Genomic DNA, 19,432 nt, shown 5'->3' on the forward strand with positions numbered 1-19,432 from the left:
CTGCATGGCCACCCGTCCCCCGCCCCGGCAAGTGCCGCCGCCCGACCGTCGCGAGACCGAGCGCCGCAACACCTACGCCCGCTTCATTCCCGGCGAGGAGCTTCAGGGCGCCAAGGCCTGGAACCTCGACAACCTCGGTGGCAACGCGCCCTCCTCGCCCTTCGCCCAGGCCAAGCCCGCCGCACCCGCGCCGGCCGCCGCGCCGGTGCCGCCACCGCCGCCACCCGAGCCCAGCGTGCACGAATTGCTGCACGCCGCCCGCCAGACCGGCTACCAGGACGGCTACCGCGACGGCATGGCCGCGCTGGACGCCTTCAAGCACAGCTTCGCGCAGCAGATCAGCGCCCAGGTCGGCCAGGTCGTGAAGAGCTTCGACGCCGAAATGCTGGCGCTGGAGGGCGACATGGCCACCTCGCTAGCCCGCATCGCCGTCGAGTTGGCCCGTCAGGTCGTGCGCAGCGAGCTGGCACAACGCCCCGAGCTGATCGCCCGCGTGGCGCATGACGCCGTCGAGGCGCTGCAGCTGTCGGCACGCCATGTGCGCGTGCGCGTCCACCCCGACGACTTCCCCCTCGTGCAGCAAGGCGCCGGCCCGGAACTTCAGGCCCGCGAAGCCCAGCTCATTCCCGATGCCGAAGTGGCGCGCGGCGGCGTCAAGGTCGATGCCGATGTCGCCAGCGTCGACGCGACCATCGCCGCCCGCTGGCAGCAAGCCGTCTCGGCCATCGGCCAGGCCTCCATCTGGGAAGACCGCCGCGGAGGCGAGGATGACGACGCCTGAGCGCACGGGGCGCACCGAGCGCTGGCAACGCCACCTCGCCGACCTCGAAACCCTGGCCGCCAACGCCGCGCCGCTGGAATGCCAGGGCAAGCTGGTGCGCGTGGCCGGCCTGGTGCTGGAGGCCACCGGCATCAAGGTGCCGCTGGGCTCGGTCTGCCGCATCCAGATGCCCAGCAGCGGCAACAGCCCGCGCCGGGGTTCGACGCCGGTGAATGCCGAGGTCGTCGGCTTCTCGGGCGACCGCGCCTACCTGATGCCCACCGACGAGGTGCAGGGCCTGTCCAGCGGCGCCACCGTCGTGCCTCGCCACCTGCCGCCGCTGGCACCGCAGCTCGGCCAGCCGCTTCACCCCTGGCGGCGTGGCGAGGACCGCGGCCTGCACCTGCCCATGGGCGACGGCCTGCTGGGTCGCGTCGTCGACCCGCACGGCCACCCGCTGGACCGGGGCGGCGATCTGACCGACATCCATAACGAACCCATGGTGCGGCGCCCCATCAACGCGATGGACCGCGACCCGGTACGCACGCCGCTCGACACCGGGGTGCGCGCCATCAACTCGATGCTGACAGTCGGCCGGGGCCAGCGCCTGGGCCTGTTTGCCGGCACCGGCGTCGGCAAGTCGGTGCTGCTGGGCATGATGGCGCGCTACACGCAGGCCGATGTCATCGTCGTCGGCCTGATCGGCGAGCGTGGCCGCGAGGTGAAGGAGTTCATCGAGGACATCCTCGGCGACGAGGGACGCAAGCGCAGCGTCGTGGTCGCAGCGCCGGCCGATGCGCCACCGCTGATGCGCATGCAGGGCGCGCACTACGCCACGGCCATCGCCGAACACTTCCGCGACCAGGGCCGCCATGTGCTGCTGCTGATGGACAGCCTCACCCGCTACGCGATGGCGCAACGCGAGATCGCCCTGGCCATCGGCGAGCCGCCGGCCACGCGGGGCTATCCGCCGAGCTGCTTTGCCAAGCTGCCCCAGCTGGTGGAGCGCAGCGGCAACGGCCTGGCCGGCGAAGGCTCGATCACCGCCTTCTACACGGTGCTGACCGAGGGCGACGACCCGCAGGACCCGATTGCCGACGCGGCACGCGGCATCCTGGACGGCCACATCGTGCTGAGCCGCGAGCTGGCCGAGGCCGGCCACTATCCGGCCATCGACATCGAGCGCTCCGTCTCGCGGGTGATGACCAGTGTTGCACCCCAAAACCAGGTCGATTCCGCGCGTCGGTTTCGCCAGCTTCTGGCGAAATACAACAAGGCCCGCGACCTGATCCAGCTTGGTGCCTATGCCCCGGGCAGCGACCCCGAGCTGGATACGGCCGTTCGCCTGCATGCCGACATGACGCGGCTGCTGCAGCAGGACATGCACAGCCCGGCACTTCTTCACGCCAGCGTCAGCCAATTGCAGGCCGTGGTCCAAGGCGCCTGAACTTCCGGGTCAGGCTGCCGATATCGACTGAGCAACGGGCCGCTGGCCCCGCGCTGCGCTGGAGTTGTGAATGAGTGCATCCCCGACCGATACCCTGAGCCTGCTGCTGGACCGCGCCGAAAGCGAGCGCGACGCCGCCGCACAGGCCTTGCATGCCGCCAGCGCCCAGGCCCTGGCGGCACGTGTCCAGCACGGCGAGCTGGCCGGCTACCGGCAGGACTACCGACAGCGCTGGACCGAATGCTTCGCCCAGGCGACGACGATGGACATCGTCGGCTGCTACCAGAGCTTCGGCCAGCGCCTGAACCAGGCCGTCGACACGCAAGGCCATGTGGCCAACCACGCCGACCAGCGCCAGGTGCGCGCCCGCGAGGCGCTGCGCCAGGCTGAACTGCGCGTGGCCGCGCTGCGCCAGCTGATCGCCCGCCGCCAGGCGGAGGCCGCCAAGGTGGACCAGCGCCGCGAGCAGCGCGCCACCGACGAGTTCGCCGCCCGTGCCCACCTGCGCCGCTTTGCGCACGCCTGACGCGGACACCCCCATGCTTGCCCAGAACATCGCCCCAAAGCCGGCCGCGCTGCCGCCGCCCGCCCAGCCTTCCCTGCCGGCCAGCAGCGCCGGCGGCCCCAGCTTCGCGCAGTTCCTGACCGACCAGACCGCGCCACCGCCAAAGACCACCTCCGAGCCCAACCCGCCTGAGGACACGGCCGAGCCCGAGCAGGCCGCGCCCGCCGCAACGCCGCGCCGCGCCACCGCTCAAACGGCCAAGCCCGGCGCACAGAACCGCGCCGCCGAAGGCACGCCCAAGCCCGACGCCAAGGCCACGCTCGCCGGCAAGGCCGACGCCGAGGCCGCGACCGACGCCGTTGCTGGTGAAAAGGAAGAAGCCGCCGACACGCCGGAGCTGAAGGAGTTCACGCAGCTCATCGGCCTGCAGGCGGCGGCGCCCGACGCAACGGCCGCCGCGGCCAAGCCCGACACCCGCCGTGGCCGCGCCGCTGTAGCTGCGGATGACGCGCCCCAAGGTCGCCCCGCCCTGAGTGGGGTGACGACCACGCCGGCCGGCAATGACCGCGCCGCCGACTCGCCCGAGGCCGCGGCCGCCAAGCCCGCCGACCTGCGCGCCGACAAGTCCACCAGCCGCGCCTCGACCGAGTCGCTGCAGGTCACCACCAGCCAGGCCGACGGTGACCCGACCAGCAACGCGCCCGCACCCGCCGCGCCGAGCTTCGCCGCCGTCCTTGCCCAGGCGCTGCCCACGCCCACCGCCCTGCCCGACACCGCCGCAACCGCGACCTACGCCAATGTGCAGGCGCCGTTGCCGGGCCCCGCCTTCGCACCCGAGCTGGGCGCACGCGTCAGCCTGATGGCCGTGGACGGCGTGCAGCATGCCGAGCTGCAGCTCAACCCGGCCGACATGGGCCCGGTGACCGTGCAGATCGTTGTCGACGGCAGCCAGGCCCAGGTCTCCTTCCACGCCCTGCAGGCCGAGACGCGCCAGGCGCTGGAGCAAAGCCTGCCCGACCTGGCCGCGGCGCTGCAGGGCCAGGGGCTGACGCTGTCCGGCGGCGGTGTCTTCCAGCAGGCGCCGCGTGATGCAGATCACGCCGACGACAGCCCCGACGCGGGCGGCGCGGTGCGCAGTTCACGCGCTGGCAACGACCGCGTCGGCGGCACGGCCAACACGGCCGCCGCGCCGTCGCGCCGCAGCGTCGGCCTGCTCGACACGTTTGCGTGAAGCTGAAGCGGGAATAGCCCGCCCGCGCTGCGCCTAATCGACGCATGCCCGGCCGACCCGAGGTCAATAATCAGCCATCGAGCCGCCCTCCATCTGGGGAGGGCGCGACGTTCAAGGAGTTCTCATGGCGACTGCGCCGGCTGCCGTAGAGGCCGCGCCCAAGGGTGGCGGCAGCAAGAAAAAGCTGATCATCATCCTGGCAGCCGTGCTGGTCCTGGTGCTGGGCGGCGGCGGCGCAGCCCTGCTGCTGCTGAAGAAGAAGCCCGTCGAGGACGGCGAGGACGGTGCCGAACAGGCCGAGGAGCACGCGCCCAAGGCCAAGGCCAAGCCCAAGAGCGACCACCCGCCCACCTTCGTGCCGCTGGACCCCTTCACGGTCAACCTGGCCGACACGGACGTGGACCGCTTTGCGCAGATCGGCATCACGCTGCAGGTCGAGGACCCCAAGTTCGCCGACCAGGTCAAGGCCTACATGCCCGCCATCCGCAGCAATGTGCTGATGGTGCTGTCGCACAAGACCGCGGCCGACCTGCTGACGCGCGAGGGCAAGGACCTGCTCGCCAAGGACATCATGCGTGAGGCGGTGCGCCCCATGGGCATCGAAATCGACGACGAAGACGAGGCCGAGCACGCCGGCGACGCGCCGAAGAAGAAAAAGAAGAAGAAGAAAGCCACCGTCGAAAACCCGATCTCCCAGGTCCTGTTCTCCAACTTCATCGTGCAATGAATCAGCAGATCCTTTCGCAAGACGAAGTCGATGCGCTGCTGCAAGGCATCACCGGCGAGAGCCAGAAGCTCGAGCAGGAAGAGGAGCAGGTCGGCGGCATACGCGAGTACAACCTCGCCAGCCAGGAACGCATCGTTCGTGGGCGCATGCCCACGATGGAAATCATCAACGAGCGGTTCGCGCGCAACATCCGCGTCGGCCTGTTCAACTTCATCCGCAAGAGCCCGGAAGTCGCCATTGGCGGCATCAAGGTGCAGAAGTACAGCGCCTTCCTGCGCGAGATCGTCGTCCCGACCAACTTCAACATCGTCTCGGTGAAGCCTCTGCGCGGCAGCGGCCTCATCGTCTGCGACCCGACGCTGGTGTTCGCCGTCATCGATTCGCTGTTCGGCGGGATCGGCAAGTTCCACGCCCGCATCGAGGGCCGCGACTTCTCGCCCACCGAGCAGCGCGTCATCACCCGCATCGTCGAGGTCATCCTCACCGAGTACCACAAGGCCTGGAAGGGCATCTATCCGCTGGAGCTGGAATACCAGCGCTCGGAGATGCAGCCCCAGTTCGCCAACATCGCCACGCCCAGCGAGATCGTCGTTTCGACCTCGTTCACGCTGGAGATCGGCGAGACCAGCGGCACCATCTACTTCTGCATTCCGTACGCGACGCTGGAGCCCATCCGCGACGTGCTCTATTCGACGACGGTCGGTGACTCCACCGAGCCCGACCGCCGCTGGATCAACCTGCTGAAGACGCAGATCCAGGCCGCCGAAGTGGAGCTCGTCGCCGAGCTGGGCACCGCACCGGCCACGGTGGAGCAGTTGCTCGCCTTCAAGCCGGGCGACTTCATCGAGCTGGACCTCGACCCGATGATCCAGACCAAGGTGGACGGCGTGCCCGTCTTCGAATGCCATTACGGCACGTCCAACGGGCGCTACGCCCTCAAGATCGACAAGATGCTGACCGGCTCTCAAGAGAGCTGGCTGGGAGCCAAACATGAGTCCTGATTCACCCAGCCAAGAAGAACAAGACGCGATGGCGGCCGAATGGGCCGCAGCGCTGGCGGAGGCCGCGCCTGCCCCATCCGTCGCGTCCGAAGTCGCCGAGGTGCCGGAGCAGGTGTCCACGCCGAACTTTGCCAACTTCACGCCAACCAGCGGCATGGGCCCGGGCAACGACATCAACATGATCCTGGACATCCCCGTCCAGCTGACCGTTGAACTTGGCCGCACCCGCATTCCGATCAAGAACATCCTGCAACTGGCGCAGGGTTCGGTCGTTGAACTGGACGCGCTGGCCGGCGAGCCCATGGACGTGCTCGTCAACGGCTACCTGATCGCCCAGGGCGAGGTGGTGGTGGTGAACGACAAGTTCGGCATCCGGCTGACGGACATCGTCACGCCTTCGGAGCGCATGCGCCGCCTGTCGAAGGCGGCTTGATTTACCGCGCCGGCAGCGCGGTCTTCGGACAACCAAGGGTTTGCCGGGCCATATAGGGGGTTCGGCCGCTCAAGTCCGTCCGCAAAATGCCGAGGCATGAATGCTTCCGGCCTCCTCCCCTTCCTCTGGTTCCTCGGCATCGTCGCGCTGATCCCGGTCGCGCTGTGGCTGCTCAAGCGCACGCCGCTGGGTGGCTCGGCTGCGGCGGGCGTGTTGCGCGTTGTCGCCCAGTTGCCCACCGCGCCCAACCAGCGCCTGCTCGTCGTCGAGGTCGGCCAGGGCGATGACCGCCGCTGGCTGGTGCTGGGCGCGACGGCGCAGAACATCACCACCTTGCATGTGATGCCCCCGCAGGCCGAACCGGTCGCGCCGGCCAGCTTCGCCAAGCTGCTGAACAAGGAGCGCGGCAATGAGCCGTAAGCCTCTGCTCGCACTCGGCTTGCTGATCGCTGCCGGAGGCGCCTTCGCGCAGGCGCAGACACCGCCAGCCACCTTGCCATTGCTGATCGGCCAGGGCGCTGGGGGCAGCTACTCGGTGCCCATCCAGACGCTGCTGTTCTTCACGGCCCTGGGCTTCCTGCCCGCGGTCCTCCTGATGATGACGGCCTTCACGCGCATCGCCATCGTGCTGAGCCTGATGCGCCAGGCGCTCGGCACGCAGGCCGCGCCGCCCAACCAAGTCATCGTCGGCCTTAGCCTGTTCCTGACCTTCTTCGTCATGAGCCCGACGCTGGACAAGGTCTACGCCGACGCCTGGCAGCCCTACAGCGCCGGCACCATCCAGTTCGATGAGGCCCTGAAGCGCGCAGAGGTGCCGATGCGCGGCTTCATGCTCAAGCAGACGCGCCAGGCCGACGTGGCGCTGTTCTCGCGCCTGGCCAAGCTGGATGCCAGCGTGAAGCCGGAGGACGTGCCCTTCAAGGTGCTGGTGCCGGCTTTCGTCACCAGCGAGCTGAAGAGCGCCTTCCAGATCGCGTTTTTGATCTTCATCCCCTTCCTGGTCATCGACATGATCGTGGCCAGCGTGCTGATGAGCCTGGGGATGATGATGCTGTCGCCGGTGCTCGTGTCGCTGCCGTTCAAGCTGATGCTGTTTGTTCTAGCCGATGGCTGGAACTTGCTGCTGGGTTCCCTCGCTGCCTCTTTTGTGACCTGATCATGGACGCACAACAAGTCTTCACTTTCGGCCAGCAAGGCCTCTACATGCTGATGCTGGTGGCCGCGCCCATCCTCATCGTCGTGCTGCTTGTCGGCACGGTCATCAGCGTGATCCAGGCGGCCACCCAAATCAACGAGGCGACGCTGTCCTTCGTGCCCAAGGTCATCGCGGCGGTGGTGACGCTGATGGTGGCGGGGCCGTGGATGATGACGACGCTTGTCGAGTACATCCAGCGGACGTTGATGACGATTCCGTCGGTGGTGGGTTAGGGCTTCGCGGTGGCTGCGGCTTGCCGCCCAGGCCCAGCCGGGAGTCCCGCCCGGCGGCGGGGTAACTTTCTTCTGCGGGGCCAGAAGAAAGTCACCAAAGAAGAGGCCCTGAACCGCACACGAGCACCATATGCACGAGCTGCGCCGTGCGACAGCCGAATGGCTAATGGGCAGACGCGAGCCGCTGCGCTCTCGCTGCTGTCCTTGTCACCAGCACCAGCCATCGCAGCGCTTGCCCGCCTAACGCGCGGCTGCACGCCGGGCTCACGAGAAACACCGAAGACAGCGTCGCTCGGGCGACGCGACGGCTCGTGGCTCCCCGTAGGTTGGGGTGAGCACAGCGAACCCCAACGCCACCCCGCCACACCCGTGTGGCGTCGCTCCAGCGACGCGGCAATTCCTGGTAAGCCCGGCGTGCAGCCGGCGTTAGGCGGCGTGAAGTGGCGAGTGCTGAAGCTCGTCACAAGGACAGCAGCGAGAGCGCAGCGGTTCGCGTCTGCCCGTAACGCCGGTGGATGTTTTCGCGCGCCGCTCATGGCGACGCCGCGCCCGTGTGCGGTTCAGGGCCTCTTCTTTGGTGACTTTCTTCTGGCCCCGCAGAAGAAAGTTACCCCGCCGCCGGGCGGGACTCCCGGCATGGGCCTTGGCACCAAGCCAAAGCAGCGGCGGACAACCTAAAACCATGTTCTCCGTCACCGAAGCCCAACTCCTCGAGTGGCTCAACCCCCTCCTCTGGCCCTTCATCCGCACACTGGCCCTGTTCGCCGGCATGCCCACCTTCAGCCAGCGCGCCGTGCCGCTGCGCCTGCGCGTCGGCCTGTCGCTCTTCATCGCCGTGGCGGCCCAGGCCTCGCTGCCGCAGATCCCACCGACACCGCTGGATTCACTGCCCCTGCTCACCCTGCTTGTCGCACAGCAACTGCTGATCGGCCTGTCCATGGGTTTCGCCGTGCGGCTCGTGTTCGCGGCGCTGGAGTTCGCGGGCGAACTGATCGGCCTGCAGATGGGCCTGAACTTCGCCGGCTTCTTCGACCCGGGCACGGGCGCTCAGGGCACCGCCAGCGCGCGCTTCTTCGGCAGCATGGTGGCCTTCCTGTTCATCGCCATCAACGGCCACCTGCTGCTCATCAACGCGCTGGTGCAGAGCTTCCACAGCTTCCCGGTCGGGACCGAGCCGTTCGCCTTCCTGCGCGTGGCGATGCCGCACCGCTGGGGCGCTGAGGTCTTCACCATCGGGCTGTGGATCGCACTGCCACTCATCACGATGTTGATGTTCGTCAACCTCGTGCTGGGCGTGATCTCGCGCGTGGCGCCTCAGATCGGCGTCTTCTCGGTCGGCTTCCCGCTGACCGTCAGCGTGGGCCTGATCGGCATGGTCGCCACGCTGCCGCTCATGCAGACGCCCTTCACGGTGGCGTTGGAGCGTCTGCTTGCGGCCTTCTCTTAGGCTTGACGACGGCGCAGGAAGGCCAGGCCCAGCAGGCCCAGACCCATCATGGCGTAGGTGCCCGGCTCCGGTACGGCGCTGACGGTGAGGCCAGACAGCGTGCCGTTGTAGGTGCCAAGCAGCGTGGCGGCGCCACTGCCCAGGTTGATGCTGTAGATGCCGGTGGTCAGCGACGAGCCGTCGACGGTCAGCGCCGCATAGGCCATGCCGTTGCCCAGCACCTCGAAGCCATTGGCCTTGAGCACGTCCACGCCGAGCGAGCCGACCATCGAGATGTTCGGCGTGTTGAAGGCGGACGGCGCCATTGCCAGCATGTCGGTGTTGCTGTCGATGTAGTACAGCGCCGTGCTGGCCGGCGCGGCGGCGGGCATCAGCATCGTGTTGGTGTAGCCGACTCCGGTGTAGCCAGCAGCAATCTTGTTGGCGGCGTTGCCGACGACGCCGGTGGCGGCGTTGACGGCGAAGTTGTCACCGGCCGAGCTGACCAGGCGCAGCGAGGCGGCGGTGCCGAAGTCGGCCACCGGGTTGAAGTCGATGCCGTAGCCGAGGTTGGCCTGGATGACCGGCGCGCTCAGGGCCGCAACGAAGCTGGCCGCGCCCGTCATCTCATTGATGGTGTAGAGCCCGTTGGACAGGCTGACGCCGTAGATCAGGCCGTTCTTGGGGCGTGTGTCGATGCCGACGAGGCGGTCACCGGCCATCAGGCCGGTGATGTCCACGTTCATCGCGCCGGCGATGTTCGCGGTGTCGATGCGGCTGAGCTGGTTCTGGCTGTTCAGGCCGATCAGCGTGACAGCCTGCGAGGAAGCGCAGGCGAGGAAGGCTGCGGTGGCAAGCGCAGTGCGTAGCGAGGAAGTCATGGGAGGCTCCTGGTGGGTTGGGTGGGGGGACTCAAGACCCCCATAGCCCTACGACCCCTCAGCCCGTGACGGATGCACGATTCTTGATCGCCCCCCTAGTTTGATGTCGCACTGCAACATGCAGCTCAGGCCTCGCGCAACGCGGTCGTCACAGGCAGGCTCGCCGCGCGCACGGCCGGGAACAAGCCACCGATGAAGCCGATGGCCAGGGCCCACTTGATGCCCTCCCACAACAGCGCCGGCGACACGGCCAGGTTGAAGCTCAGCTTGCCGACCGAGCCGGCCGACATCGTCGAGGCCTCGAAGCCGTTGAACATCAGCCAGGCGACAAAACCGCCGATGAGCCCGCCGATCAGCGCCAGCAGCGTCGTCTCCAGCATCACCGCCACGACCACCGGCAGGCCCCGGAAGCCGATGGCGCGCAGCGTGGCGATCTCGCGGGCCCGCGTGGCCACGGCGGCGAACATCGTGTTCAGCGCGCCGAACACCGCGCCCACGGCCATGATGGACCCGACCGTGATGCCGATGATGCGCAGGATCTTGGTCATCTGCTCACCCTGCTTGGAGAAGAACTCCAGCGTCGTGGTGGCCTTGACCTTGAGCTGCGGGTTGCCCTCCAGCGCCGCACTGAACGCCTTGATGGCTGCGGGGTTCTCCAGCTTCACCGTCGCCGAGTTCCTGCCGCTGCCGCGCTTGTAGGTGTCGTTGACGACATTGGCATCAGCCCAGAGTTCGGACTCCATCGAGTCGCCCGACGAGAAGATGCCGACGATGGTCCAGGGCTGGTTGCCCAGCTTCAGGCTGGACCCCACCGTGAGCCCCTCGAACTGCCGCACCGCGCCCTTGCCGACGATGAGCTCGCGCAACCCCGGCTGGAAGGTTTTGCCCTCGATGATCTTGACGTTGGGGCGCACGGCGAAGGCGGCCTCGCTGATGCCGCGCACCTGGGCGCTGCCCGTGTCGCCGGTCTTGCTCCCCTTGACGGGCAGGTTGGCCGCCACCACGGTTTCTGCCGAGATGACGGGCTGGCCCTCGGCGTTCTTGGCCACGCCGGGCGCCTGTTCGATCTGCACGATGTCCTCGCGGCTCAGCGTGGAGGAGACCTCGTTGGCCGAGGCGCCGCGCATGACGATGGCGGTATCCAGGCTGCCGGAGTTGCGCAGCGTCTCCGCATAGCCCTCCGCCATCGCCAACAAGGCCACCAGCACACCCACCACACCGGCGATGCCGACGACGATGACGGCCGACGAGCCCAGCCGCTGCGTCAACGTGCTGATGCCCACCGCCGTGACCGAGCGGGCCTGCGCGCCGCTGCGGAACAGCAGCATCCAGACTGCCAGCAGCACGGCCAGGGCCAGCGCGCCGTACCAGGGCATGACCACCCAGCCGACAAGCAGCACGATCATCAGCAGCACGAGTCCAAAGTTCTTGAGGAATTTCATGCTCATGCCCTCCCGGCCAGTGCATCGGTGATGTTGACGCGCATGGCGCGCAGTGCCGGCAGTGCGCCGACCAGCAGCCCGAACACCAGGGCCAGGCCAACGCCGATCGCCCAGCTGCTGGGGCCGGCGGCTGGCAGATTCAGCATGCCGCCGCTGCCCGCGCTGGCGGCGGGCCCGATGACGCTGGCCAACCCGAGGCCGATGACGCCGCCCAGCAGCAGCAGCAGCACCGACTCGGCCAGCACCATGGACAGCACGCTCTCGCCCGAGAAGCCGAGCGTCTTCAGCACCGCGATCTCGCCGGTGCGCTCACGCACGGCCTGCATCATGGTGTTGCCGGCCAGCAGCAGCAGCGTGAAGAACACGGCGCCCATGATGGAGGTGACGATGAGGTTGATGTCCGCCAGCTGCCGCATCCAGGCCGACATGGCCGCCTGCTCGGTCTGCGTGCGGGTCTCGTGGTCGGAGTTGGCCGAGATCTCGTCGATGGCCTTGAGCACGCGGTCGGCCTGGTTGACGTCCTTCACGCGCGTCACATACCAGCCCACCTGCCCCTGGTTCCAGGGCGTCGTGTCGTCGAAGTACTTCCAGTTCAGCAACACCATCTGGTCGTAGAAAGCACCCGCCTTCTTGTCGGCCACGACGATGATGCCGGCGACCTTGAACGGCCAGTTCTGGCTGCCGTTGCGGTCCGGGAAGATCGTGGACTGCATGGGGATCTGGTCGCCCACCTTCCAACCGAACTTCTTCGCCAGCCCCTCGCCGACGAGGATGCCGTCCTTGGTCTCGGCGAAGGCCTTGCGGTGCTCGGCCGACACCACCATCTCGGGATAGACGTCCAGGTAGTTGGGCGAGACGGCGAAGCTGAAGACCTGGTTCTCGGGCTTTTGATAGGCGCCGCCGAACCAGTTGGCAAAGGCCACGTCCTTGACGCCGTCGATTTGCGCGATGCGCGCGCTCAGCGACATCGGCAGCAGCTGGATGAAGCTCAGCTTGGCGCCGGTCTGCAAGCGCTGCGCGCCATTCGCACTTTTTCCCGCCTGATCGAAGCCGACGCGCACCGCGTCCAGCAGTCCGAACAGCAGGAAGGCCGTGACGATGGAGAACAGGGTCAGGAACGTCCGCAGCTTGCGCCGGAACAGCGCCGCCCAGATGAGATGGAGGTATTTCATCGCGTCACCTCGCGTGTCAGGCCAGGGCTTCGGCAGCGGTCACCAGCGTGCCCTTGTCGAGGTGCAGCGTATGGCTGGCGCGGGCGGCGGCGCGCGGGTCGTGCGTGACCATGACGATGGTCTTGCCATGCTCGCGGTTGAGCGCCTGCAGCAGCGTCAGCACGTCCTCGGCCGATTGCCTGTCCAGGTCACCGGTCGGTTCGTCGCAGACCAGCAGCGTCGGATCCGACACGATGGCCCGCGCGATGGACACGCGCTGCTGTTGGCCGCCCGACAGCTCGGTCGGCTTGTGCGAGGCGCGGTCGGCCAGGCCGACAAGCTGCAGCGCGATGGCCGCACGCTTCTTGCGCTCGGCCGCCGACAACTTGGTCAGCAACAGCGGCAGCTCGACGTTCTTCTGCGCCGACAGCGTCGGCATCAGGTTGTAGAACTGGAAGACGAAACCGACGCGGGATGCACGCCACTTGGCCAGCGCCGCGCTGCCGAGCTTGTCGATGCGCTCGCCGCCCACGGTGATGGAGCCGCCGCTGGGCGCATCCAGCCCGCCCATCAGGTTCAGCAGCGTCGTCTTGCCAGAACCGGACGGGCCCATCAACGCGAGGAAGTCGCCTTGCTGAACGTCCAGGTCGATGTGGTGCAGCACTTCCAGCTGCTGCTTGCCGCGCGTGTAGACCTTGGACAGGTCGCGGACTTCGATCAATGCGCTCATGCTCATTCCTTGTTGGAGACGGTTGAACCCTGCTTCAGTTCGGCGGGCGGCGACACGACAACCGTCTCCCCTGCCTTCACCCCTTCGGTGGCGAGTCGGAACTTGCCGACATCACCGCCCAGCTTGACCGCGCGCTGCTCGGCGCGGTTCTCGTTGATCACGAACACGACCTGCGCGCCATCGCGCTCGACGACAGCCTCGGACGGCAGCAGCGTGCCGGGCACCGGCTTGGCATCCGCCTTGGGCTTGGTCGCCAGGAAGCTCACGCGCACGCCCATGTCGGGCACGACGCGCTCGTCCTTCTGCTCCAGCGCCACACGCACCTTCACCGTCGCCTTGCCGCGGTCGGCACTCGGGATGACCGCCACGACGTGGGCCGGAATCTTCCAGTCGGGGTAGGCGTCGAGCACCGCCTCGCAGGGCATGTCGGCCTTGACCTGGGCGATGTAGGCCTCGTTGACATCGACGTTCACTTCCAGCGAGTCCATGTCGACGATGGTGCCCACGCCGGTGCGCGTGAAGCCGCCGCCGGCGGACAGCGGCGAGATGATTTCGCCGACCTGCGCGGCGCGGGCCGTAACGATGCCGTCGAACGGCGCCCGCACGGTGGCGTAGTCGAAGTTGACCTGAGACTGGCGCACCTGCGCCTGGGCGGCCTCGATCTGCCGCCGGGCGGCTTCAAGTTGCGCGGCATAGGACTTGACGGACGTGGCCGCCTGCTCGCGGGACTGGTGAGTCGTCATGCCGCTGGCCGCAAGCTCGATCTGGCGGCGCTCATTGGACTGGGCCAGTTCGAGCTGCGCCTGAAGCTGGCCGAGGTTGGCCTCGGCGGTGCGCACCTGGGCCCGGGCAGCAGCCATGCCCGCCTTCAGGCCGGTGTCGTCCAGCCGGGCCAGCACCTGGCCCTTCTTGACCTTGAAGCCCTCGTCGATCAGCACCTCGGTCAGCGTGCCGGTCATCTGCGCCGACACGGTGGCCATGCGGCGCGCCGTCACATAGCCGGTGGCCTGCAGCACCGCGTCGCTGCGGGCGCCCTGGCCATTGGCGCGTGCCGTGGCCGTCTGCACGGCGACCGGCTTGCCAGCGGCAAAAAACCACCACGCAGCACCTCCAGCCAACGCGACGACCACGAGGCCGGCCACCACGCCCCAGACCCACTTCGGCGGCCCGCCGCCATGGTCCTCGCGATGCGCGCCTTCAATGCGCAGCTCCTTCAGCAGTCCGGTGTCGATGACGCGCTCCCGATGAGTTGATGCCCCGGGTTTGGGACGGGTCGGATTTTGCACAGACAAGGCTGTCATGTGATCAGGGCTTTCGACGAACGGCGCCCGGCGCGGTTGAAACGACATCGGCGCGGACGAACGGCGGCCCGGCTGTGTTCCCGGTGCAAATCGGCGGTCCAGCGTCTGCTAGATTCCCCGCCGGGAGAAAACAAGACTCGGAGCCCATGAGCACGAAACACCGATTGATGCGGGCTGCCATGGCCCTGCTGCTGGCGCTGTCAAAGCCAGCCTTTTCTGAAACCACCCTTCCCCTTCCCGCCGAACAGAGAACGCTCGGCGGCATCACCGAATACCGTCTGGACAACGGCCTGCAGCTGCTGTTGATGCCGCAGGCCGGTGCGCCGCGCATCAGCTTGACAGTGACCTACCGCGTCGGCAGCCGGCATGAAGGGCCCGGCCAGGCCGGCATGGCGCACCTGCTGGAGCATGTGACCTTCCGCGGCACGGCGTCCATCGCCGACCTGGGTAGCGAGATGCAGCATCTGGGCGTGAGCTTCAACGGCACGACCAGCGTCGACCGCACCAACTACCTCAGCAGCTTTCCGAGCAGCGATGCCGCGACCACGCTGCAGCGGATGCTGCGCCTGGAAGCATCGCGCATGAGCGAGGCGCGCCTGGCGGAGGGCGACTTCGCCAAGGAGAAGCCCATTGTGCTCAACGAGATGGGCCTGCGCGACGGCATGTCGCCCGTGAGTCGCATGCGCCAAGGCCTGCTCGCGGCGGCCTTCCGCCAGCATCCCTACGGGCGACCGGTGATCGGCTACGTGGCCGATATCGAGCAGCTGTCCCTGCCGACGCTGCAGGCCTTCTACCGCCGCCACTACCGGCCCGACAACGCCGTGCTGATGCTGGCCGGCGGCTTCGAGCCGGCGCAGGCGCTGGCGGCCGTGGTCGAGACCTTCGGGCCGCTGAAGAATCCCGAGCCGCCCTCGGCGGAGCTGCTGCCGCCCCTGCCCGAGCAGGCCGAGCCTCAGCAGCAGGCACCGCGTGTGATGACCATGCGCGTCAGCAGCACGGCGCTCGCCGTGGGTTGGCGGGTGCCGGGCATGGCCCACGAGCATGCGGCGGCCGTGGTCGTGCTGGGCCAACTGCTGGGGCGTGTGCCTGCCCGCGTGACCGAGCGCAATCCCGAGCGGCCCTTTTCGCTGGGCATCCTCGAGGCTAACCGCACGCGTGATCCGACCGTCGTCGGCCTCATCGTGCAACTGCCGAACACGCCCAGTGCAGACGCCGAGGCGCGCACGGCCGTGACGTCTCTGGAGTCCCAGTGGGTCGACCGCCTGCAGGACCTGAAACGCATCATCGGCCCCGATCTCGTGCGCCAGGTGTCCGACACCCGCGCCCGCGAGCTTGCTGAAGGGCTTCGTGATCCCATGCGTGCGTCCGTGCTGATCAGCGACGCCGTCGGCGCAGGCGACTGGCGCCTGGCATTCAAGCTGCAGGAGCGCCTGGCTGCGCTGAAGCCAACAGACGTCTACAAGGCGGCCGACCTCTACCTGCGCAGCCTCAACCGCGTCAACGCTCGCGGCGTCACCGATGCCGCCGTGCCGCGGCTGGCGATGCAGTTCGAGGAGCAGCCTGTGACCGGCATCGCCAGCTGGTTCGAGCGGCCGGCGGACGTGGCCCACGTCAGCGACCCGGCCAGCGAGATCGGCGAGCTCAAGCCGCAGCAGGCGCTCGGCACAGGGGATGCCTTCGAGACCGACCCCGCCGCACTCGAGCGGGCCGCCAAGCGCTATCTGCTGCCAAGCGGCATCAAGCTGGGCGTGCTGCCGCGCAAGTCCGCAGACGAACGCGTGGCCGTGCTGCTCAGCTTGCGCTGGGGGCGTGCCGAGGACATGGCTCGGCTCAGCGGTTGGCGCGCGCTCGGCGGCGACATGCTGGAGGCCGGGGCTGCCGGCCGCACCGGCGCCACGATCCGCCAACTCAAGAAGGCGCTGCAGGCGGAGGTGCGCGTCACCAGCGGCCCGCAGTCGCTGACGGTGCAGCTGTTGACGAGGCGGCAGCACTTGGCGCCCGCTCTGCAGCTGCTCAAGGAGATGCTCAGCGAGCCCGAGCTGCCCCAGGCTGCCTTTGAGCAGGAGCGCAACACGGCACTCGCACGCCTGGCTGCCGCAGAGCGCAACAGCAGCGAGGGTCGCAGCAGTGCCACGGAGCGCGAACGCCAGCACCGCATGGCGCAGATGGGCCTGCAGCCGGGCGACGTCGGCTACCAGCCCTCGGGTGCCGAACTGGCCGCGCAGTGGCGGGCGCTGACGCTGGACGAGGTGCGCGAGTTCCAGCGCCGGCATTGGTCGGCCAATGACCTGACGGTCACCGTCGCGGGCCAGGTGCCGGAGGCCTTGCTGCCGCTGGTCGAAAGCATCTTCGCCGGATGGAAGAAGCCGGACGCCCCTGCCTTCGTCCGCACGGCGCCGGCGCACAAGCCGGTGGTGGCAGGGCACTTCGCTCCGCTGTCGTCCGGCATCGCCAGCCGCGAGACCGCCGGGCAGCGCGCCGCTGTGATCACGCTGATGCAGGAGCTGCCGCTGAACCGCAGCGACCCCGACTATTTCCCGCTGCTCGTCGGCACGCGCATCCTCAGCGGCGGCCCGCTCGGCGGCGGCCGCCTGACGGAACGCCTGCGTGCGCAGGATGCGATGAGCTACAGCGTCACCGTGCAGCTGCGCATGCCCAACGACGGCGACCGCGCCGGGCTGCGCCTGCAGGCCAGCGGCGCGTCAGCCCGCGTGGCGCAGGTGGAGGCAGCTATGCATGAGGAGCTGCAGCGCCTGCTGGCCGAAGGCGTCAGCGCCGAGGAGGTGGAGCAGGCGCGGTCCCGCCTGCATGCGGACCGACGGCAGCGCCTGGGCAGCGAGCTGGGTCTCGCCGGCGCATTGATGGTTCAGCTGGACCGCGAAATCACCTTTGCGCAGCTGCTCGCCGAAGAGGAAGATGGCCTGGCGGCCGTCACACCGGAGCGTGTTCTGCTGGCCATGCGCCGCCTGCTCAAGGCCGATCGGTGGGTGACGTTGATCACCCAGGGCGCCAACTGACTAGCTCTCTACCAGCCCGTTGCGGATGGCATAGACCGTCAGCTCGGAGTTGTTGGTCAGGCCCAGCTTCTCGAGCATGCGGGCCCGGTAGACGCTGACGGTCTTGGGGCTGAGCATCAGCTCCTCGGCGATGTCCGACAGGCGCTTGCCGGAGGCGATCATCACCAGGGTCTGCAGCTCGCGGTCCGACAGCTTGTGGTGGGCTTGCTCGGTCACCGGCGCGGTCAGGCTCTCGACCAGCATCTGCGCGATCTCGGGCGTCACGTACTTGCGGCCCTGGGCCACGGTGCGGACCGCCTGAACCAGCGTGGCCGGGTCGCCGCCCTTGTTGACATAGCCATAGGCGCCGGCCTTCAGCGCGCGGATGGCGTACTGGTCCTCCGGGTACATCGAGACGATCAGCGTGCGCACGGGCGCGCCCTCGTCTTTCAGCACATGCAGCACGTCCAGGCCCGAGCGGCCGGGCATGTTGATGTCCAGCACCAGCACATCGCAGGGGTTGTCCTTGCCGAGCTTGTGCAGCAGGCCGCGCAGTTCCGTGTAGTCGCCGGCCTCGCCGATGACCTCGATGTCGTCGGCATCGGCCAGCGTGTCGCGGATGCCGCGACGGATCAGGCCGTGGTCGTCGCAGAGGATGACGCGGATCACACGCGCCCCCAGATGGAGTTGCCAAGGTCCTTGCCGAAGTCCGTGGCGTCGTCCAGCGCGTCGATGGCGTCGGGCGCGAGCGGCACGGTCAGGATGAGGCTGGTGCCCTTGCCCGGCGTGCTGGAGAGGTCCACCCAGCCGCCGACGGTCGCCGCGCGCTCGTGCAGGCCGCGGATGCCGAAGGAGCGCTCCTTGGCCAGGTCGCCCGCTGCGACACCGCGGCCGTTGTCGCAGATCTCCAGCGTCAGCACGCCGGAGTCCAGGCTGAGCTCGATGTCGACGCGCGTTGCGCCTGAATGCTTGGACACATTGGTCAGCGCCTCCTGGGCCGTACGGTAGGCCACCAGCGGCACGCCCGGCGGCAAGGCCAGGCGCTCCTCGCCGATGCGCAGGCCGGCCTCGATGCCGGTGCGGCGCTCAAAGCGTGCCGTCATCCACTGCAGCGCGGCCACCAGGCCCTGCTCCAGGATGGCGGGGCGCAGGTTGTGCATGATGCGCTGGCTGGCGTCGATGGCCGAACTGACCGTCTCCAGCGCCGCCGCGACGCGCTGGCGCACCTCGGGCTCCTGGGCGTGGCGGTCTATCCAGGCGAGGTCGAACTTCAGCGCCGTGAGCGAACCGCCGACGTCGTCATGGATCTCCCGCGCAATGGCGGCCCGCTCCAGTTCGACGCTGGTCTGCAGATGACCAGCCAGCTGATGCAGGCGCTGCTTTGACCTCAGCAGCTCGTCATCGGCCGCGCGCCGGGCGCGCTCGCTTTCCACCGCGTCGATGGCATGCAGCAACGCGGGTGCAAGCCGGGCCAGGTTGTTCTTGAGCAGGTAGTCGGAGGCGCCGTTGCGCATCGCCGCCACGGCGGCGTCCTCGCCGATCTCGCCGGAGACGAGCAGGAACGGCGTCAGCAACTGCCTTTCCTTGACGGCCTCCAGCACCTCCAGGCCCGTGTAGCCCGGCAGGTTGAAGTCCGAGATGATGGCGTCCCAGGGGCGCTCCAGCGCCGCCAGCACGGCCGGCAGTGCGTCCTGCCGCTGCATCTCGATGCGCAGCCCGGCGCGGGACAGTTGCGCGAGGATGAGTTGATGGTCGAGGTCGGAGTCCTCGACATGCAGCACACGCAGGACCCGGCCAGCCTGCTCCACACCAGAAATCGTCATGGGGCCGCAGTATGCCGCGCCGACGCCCGCCAGCCCGGCGCGCGCCGAACGCCGTTCAGACCGGTAATACGGCTCGTTCTCACGCCATCTCCAGGTCGACAGCGGTCGAAAATCAGGTGAACATGCCATGATGCATTCGCCCTGATCGAA

19 protein-coding genes are annotated in these 19,432 nt (G+C 68.3%); 12 read left to right on the forward strand and 7 right to left on the reverse strand.

All coding sequences use genetic code 11. The annotated features are described in order from the left end of the window. The first annotated feature begins 4 nt into the window (after positions 1-4). The 11 genes from AC0IZJ_RS06765 to fliR all read left to right on the forward strand — a co-directional run bounded on the left by AC0IZJ_RS06765 (position 5) and on the right by fliR (position 8,979). Positions 5-781 carry a FliH/SctL family protein gene (locus AC0IZJ_RS06765; RefSeq protein WP_471847957.1) on the forward strand — a complete coding sequence of 259 codons (777 nt, stop codon included), beginning with the start codon at positions 5-7 and terminating at the stop codon, positions 779-781. After that, positions 768-2,207, forward strand: coding sequence for a flagellar protein export ATPase FliI (gene fliI, locus AC0IZJ_RS06770; RefSeq protein WP_471847959.1), 1,440 nt, complete (start codon positions 768-770; stop codon positions 2,205-2,207). The genes AC0IZJ_RS06765 and fliI overlap by 14 nt, the downstream gene beginning before the upstream one ends. Before the next feature lie 70 nt (positions 2,208-2,277). Further along, complete coding sequence (gene fliJ / locus AC0IZJ_RS06775) at positions 2,278-2,733, forward strand: flagellar export protein FliJ (protein WP_471847961.1); 456 nt, start codon at positions 2,278-2,280, stop codon at positions 2,731-2,733. A 13-nt stretch (positions 2,734-2,746) separates the two neighbouring features. Then, positions 2,747-3,943: a flagellar hook-length control protein FliK gene (locus AC0IZJ_RS06780; RefSeq protein WP_471847963.1), complete on the forward strand. Its 1,197-nt coding sequence runs from the start codon at positions 2,747-2,749 to the stop codon at positions 3,941-3,943. 124 nt (positions 3,944-4,067) lie between these two features. Next, a complete protein-coding gene (locus AC0IZJ_RS06785) occupies positions 4,068-4,670 on the forward strand; it encodes a flagellar basal body-associated FliL family protein (RefSeq protein ID WP_471847965.1) in 603 nt (200 codons plus the stop codon). Continuing rightward, the gene (gene fliM / locus AC0IZJ_RS06790; protein ID WP_471847967.1) at positions 4,667-5,671 is read left to right on the forward strand and encodes a flagellar motor switch protein FliM; all 1,005 of its coding nucleotides are present in this window, start codon (positions 4,667-4,669) and stop codon (positions 5,669-5,671) included. Before AC0IZJ_RS06785 ends, fliM begins: the two co-directional genes overlap by 4 nt. Then, entirely contained in the window at positions 5,661-6,104 is a 444-nt protein-coding gene (fliN, locus tag AC0IZJ_RS06795) for a flagellar motor switch protein FliN (RefSeq protein ID WP_471847969.1), read from the forward strand. The genes fliM and fliN overlap by 11 nt, the downstream gene beginning before the upstream one ends. A gap of 96 nt (positions 6,105-6,200) precedes the next feature. Further along, on the forward strand, positions 6,201-6,524 hold the full coding sequence (locus tag AC0IZJ_RS06800; RefSeq protein ID WP_471847971.1) for a FliO/MopB family protein: 324 nt from the start codon (positions 6,201-6,203) through the stop codon (positions 6,522-6,524). Continuing rightward, the gene (gene fliP, locus AC0IZJ_RS06805; RefSeq protein ID WP_471847973.1) at positions 6,514-7,260 is read left to right on the forward strand and encodes a flagellar type III secretion system pore protein FliP; all 747 of its coding nucleotides are present in this window, start codon (positions 6,514-6,516) and stop codon (positions 7,258-7,260) included. The genes AC0IZJ_RS06800 and fliP overlap by 11 nt, the downstream gene beginning before the upstream one ends. 2 nt (positions 7,261-7,262) lie before the next feature. After that, complete coding sequence (fliQ, locus tag AC0IZJ_RS06810; protein ID WP_471847975.1) at positions 7,263-7,532, forward strand: flagellar biosynthesis protein FliQ; 270 nt, start codon at positions 7,263-7,265, stop codon at positions 7,530-7,532. A gap of 682 nt (positions 7,533-8,214) precedes the next feature. After that, positions 8,215-8,979, forward strand: a complete 765-nt coding sequence (gene fliR / locus AC0IZJ_RS06815; protein WP_471847977.1) for a flagellar biosynthetic protein FliR — start codon at positions 8,215-8,217, stop codon at positions 8,977-8,979. On the opposite strand, the gene AC0IZJ_RS06820 is transcribed toward fliR, so the two are convergent. The 5 genes from AC0IZJ_RS06820 to AC0IZJ_RS06840 all read right to left on the reverse strand — a co-directional run bounded on the left by AC0IZJ_RS06820 (position 8,976) and on the right by AC0IZJ_RS06840 (position 14,463). After that, positions 8,976-9,839 carry a DUF4394 domain-containing protein gene (locus tag AC0IZJ_RS06820; RefSeq protein WP_471847979.1) on the reverse strand — a complete coding sequence of 288 codons (864 nt, stop codon included), beginning with the start codon at positions 9,837-9,839 and terminating at the stop codon, positions 8,976-8,978. The genes fliR and AC0IZJ_RS06820 overlap by 4 nt on opposite strands. Positions 9,840-9,964: 125 nt before the next feature. Then, the gene (locus AC0IZJ_RS06825; protein WP_471847981.1) at positions 9,965-11,281 is read right to left on the reverse strand and encodes an ABC transporter permease; all 1,317 of its coding nucleotides are present in this window, start codon (positions 11,279-11,281) and stop codon (positions 9,965-9,967) included. 2 nt (positions 11,282-11,283) lie between these two features. Then, positions 11,284-12,453: an ABC transporter permease gene (locus tag AC0IZJ_RS06830; RefSeq protein ID WP_471847983.1), complete on the reverse strand. Its 1,170-nt coding sequence runs from the start codon at positions 12,451-12,453 to the stop codon at positions 11,284-11,286. A 16-nt stretch (positions 12,454-12,469) separates the two neighbouring features. After that, complete coding sequence (locus AC0IZJ_RS06835) at positions 12,470-13,168, reverse strand: ABC transporter ATP-binding protein (RefSeq protein ID WP_471847985.1); 699 nt, start codon at positions 13,166-13,168, stop codon at positions 12,470-12,472. Next, positions 13,165-14,463 carry an efflux RND transporter periplasmic adaptor subunit gene (locus tag AC0IZJ_RS06840; RefSeq protein WP_471847987.1) on the reverse strand — a complete coding sequence of 433 codons (1,299 nt, stop codon included), beginning with the start codon at positions 14,461-14,463 and terminating at the stop codon, positions 13,165-13,167. Before AC0IZJ_RS06840 ends, AC0IZJ_RS06835 begins: the two co-directional genes overlap by 4 nt. A gap of 146 nt (positions 14,464-14,609) precedes the next feature. On the opposite strand from AC0IZJ_RS06840, the gene AC0IZJ_RS06845 reads away from it, so the two are divergent. Continuing rightward, positions 14,610-17,480, forward strand: a complete 2,871-nt coding sequence (locus tag AC0IZJ_RS06845; protein ID WP_471847989.1) for a M16 family metallopeptidase — start codon at positions 14,610-14,612, stop codon at positions 17,478-17,480. Here AC0IZJ_RS06845 and AC0IZJ_RS06850 read toward each other — a convergent pair whose 3' ends face one another. Beyond that, positions 17,481-18,128 (reverse strand): response regulator, encoded by a 648-nt coding sequence (locus AC0IZJ_RS06850; protein WP_471847991.1) that lies wholly within the window; start codon positions 18,126-18,128, stop codon positions 17,481-17,483. Then, positions 18,125-19,282 (reverse strand): hybrid sensor histidine kinase/response regulator, encoded by a 1,158-nt coding sequence (locus AC0IZJ_RS06855; RefSeq protein ID WP_471847993.1) that lies wholly within the window; start codon positions 19,280-19,282, stop codon positions 18,125-18,127. The genes AC0IZJ_RS06850 and AC0IZJ_RS06855 overlap by 4 nt, the downstream gene beginning before the upstream one ends. Between the last annotated feature and the right edge of the window lie 150 nt (positions 19,283-19,432).

It is taken from the genome of Roseateles sp. AC306 (genome assembly GCF_979253795.1).

Bases quoted from the DNA above. Each gene is read 5' to 3' on its own strand.
- AC0IZJ_RS06765 (WP_471847957.1), top strand. From the start codon at position 5: ATGGCCACCCGTCCCCCGCCCCGGCAAGTGCCGCCGCCCGACCGTCGC.
- fliI (WP_471847959.1), top strand. From the start codon at position 768: ATGACGACGCCTGAGCGCACGGGGCGCACCGAGCGCTGGCAACGCCAC.
- fliJ (WP_471847961.1), top strand. From the start codon at position 2,278: ATGAGTGCATCCCCGACCGATACCCTGAGCCTGCTGCTGGACCGCGCC.
- AC0IZJ_RS06780 (WP_471847963.1), top strand. From the start codon at position 2,747: ATGCTTGCCCAGAACATCGCCCCAAAGCCGGCCGCGCTGCCGCCGCCC.
- AC0IZJ_RS06785 (WP_471847965.1), top strand. From the start codon at position 4,068: ATGGCGACTGCGCCGGCTGCCGTAGAGGCCGCGCCCAAGGGTGGCGGC.
- fliM (WP_471847967.1), top strand. From the start codon at position 4,667: ATGAATCAGCAGATCCTTTCGCAAGACGAAGTCGATGCGCTGCTGCAA.
- fliN (WP_471847969.1), top strand. From the start codon at position 5,661: ATGAGTCCTGATTCACCCAGCCAAGAAGAACAAGACGCGATGGCGGCC.
- AC0IZJ_RS06800 (WP_471847971.1), top strand. From the start codon at position 6,201: ATGAATGCTTCCGGCCTCCTCCCCTTCCTCTGGTTCCTCGGCATCGTC.
- fliP (WP_471847973.1), top strand. From the start codon at position 6,514: ATGAGCCGTAAGCCTCTGCTCGCACTCGGCTTGCTGATCGCTGCCGGA.
- fliQ (WP_471847975.1), top strand. From the start codon at position 7,263: ATGGACGCACAACAAGTCTTCACTTTCGGCCAGCAAGGCCTCTACATG.
- fliR (WP_471847977.1), top strand. From the start codon at position 8,215: ATGTTCTCCGTCACCGAAGCCCAACTCCTCGAGTGGCTCAACCCCCTC.
- AC0IZJ_RS06820 (WP_471847979.1), bottom strand. From the start codon at position 9,839: ATGACTTCCTCGCTACGCACTGCGCTTGCCACCGCAGCCTTCCTCGCC.
- AC0IZJ_RS06825 (WP_471847981.1), bottom strand. From the start codon at position 11,281: ATGAAATTCCTCAAGAACTTTGGACTCGTGCTGCTGATGATCGTGCTG.
- AC0IZJ_RS06830 (WP_471847983.1), bottom strand. From the start codon at position 12,453: ATGAAATACCTCCATCTCATCTGGGCGGCGCTGTTCCGGCGCAAGCTG.
- AC0IZJ_RS06835 (WP_471847985.1), bottom strand. From the start codon at position 13,168: ATGAGCATGAGCGCATTGATCGAAGTCCGCGACCTGTCCAAGGTCTAC.
- AC0IZJ_RS06840 (WP_471847987.1), bottom strand. From the start codon at position 14,463: ATGACAGCCTTGTCTGTGCAAAATCCGACCCGTCCCAAACCCGGGGCA.
- AC0IZJ_RS06845 (WP_471847989.1), top strand. From the start codon at position 14,610: ATGAGCACGAAACACCGATTGATGCGGGCTGCCATGGCCCTGCTGCTG.
- AC0IZJ_RS06855 (WP_471847993.1), bottom strand. From the start codon at position 19,282: ATGACGATTTCTGGTGTGGAGCAGGCTGGCCGGGTCCTGCGTGTGCTG.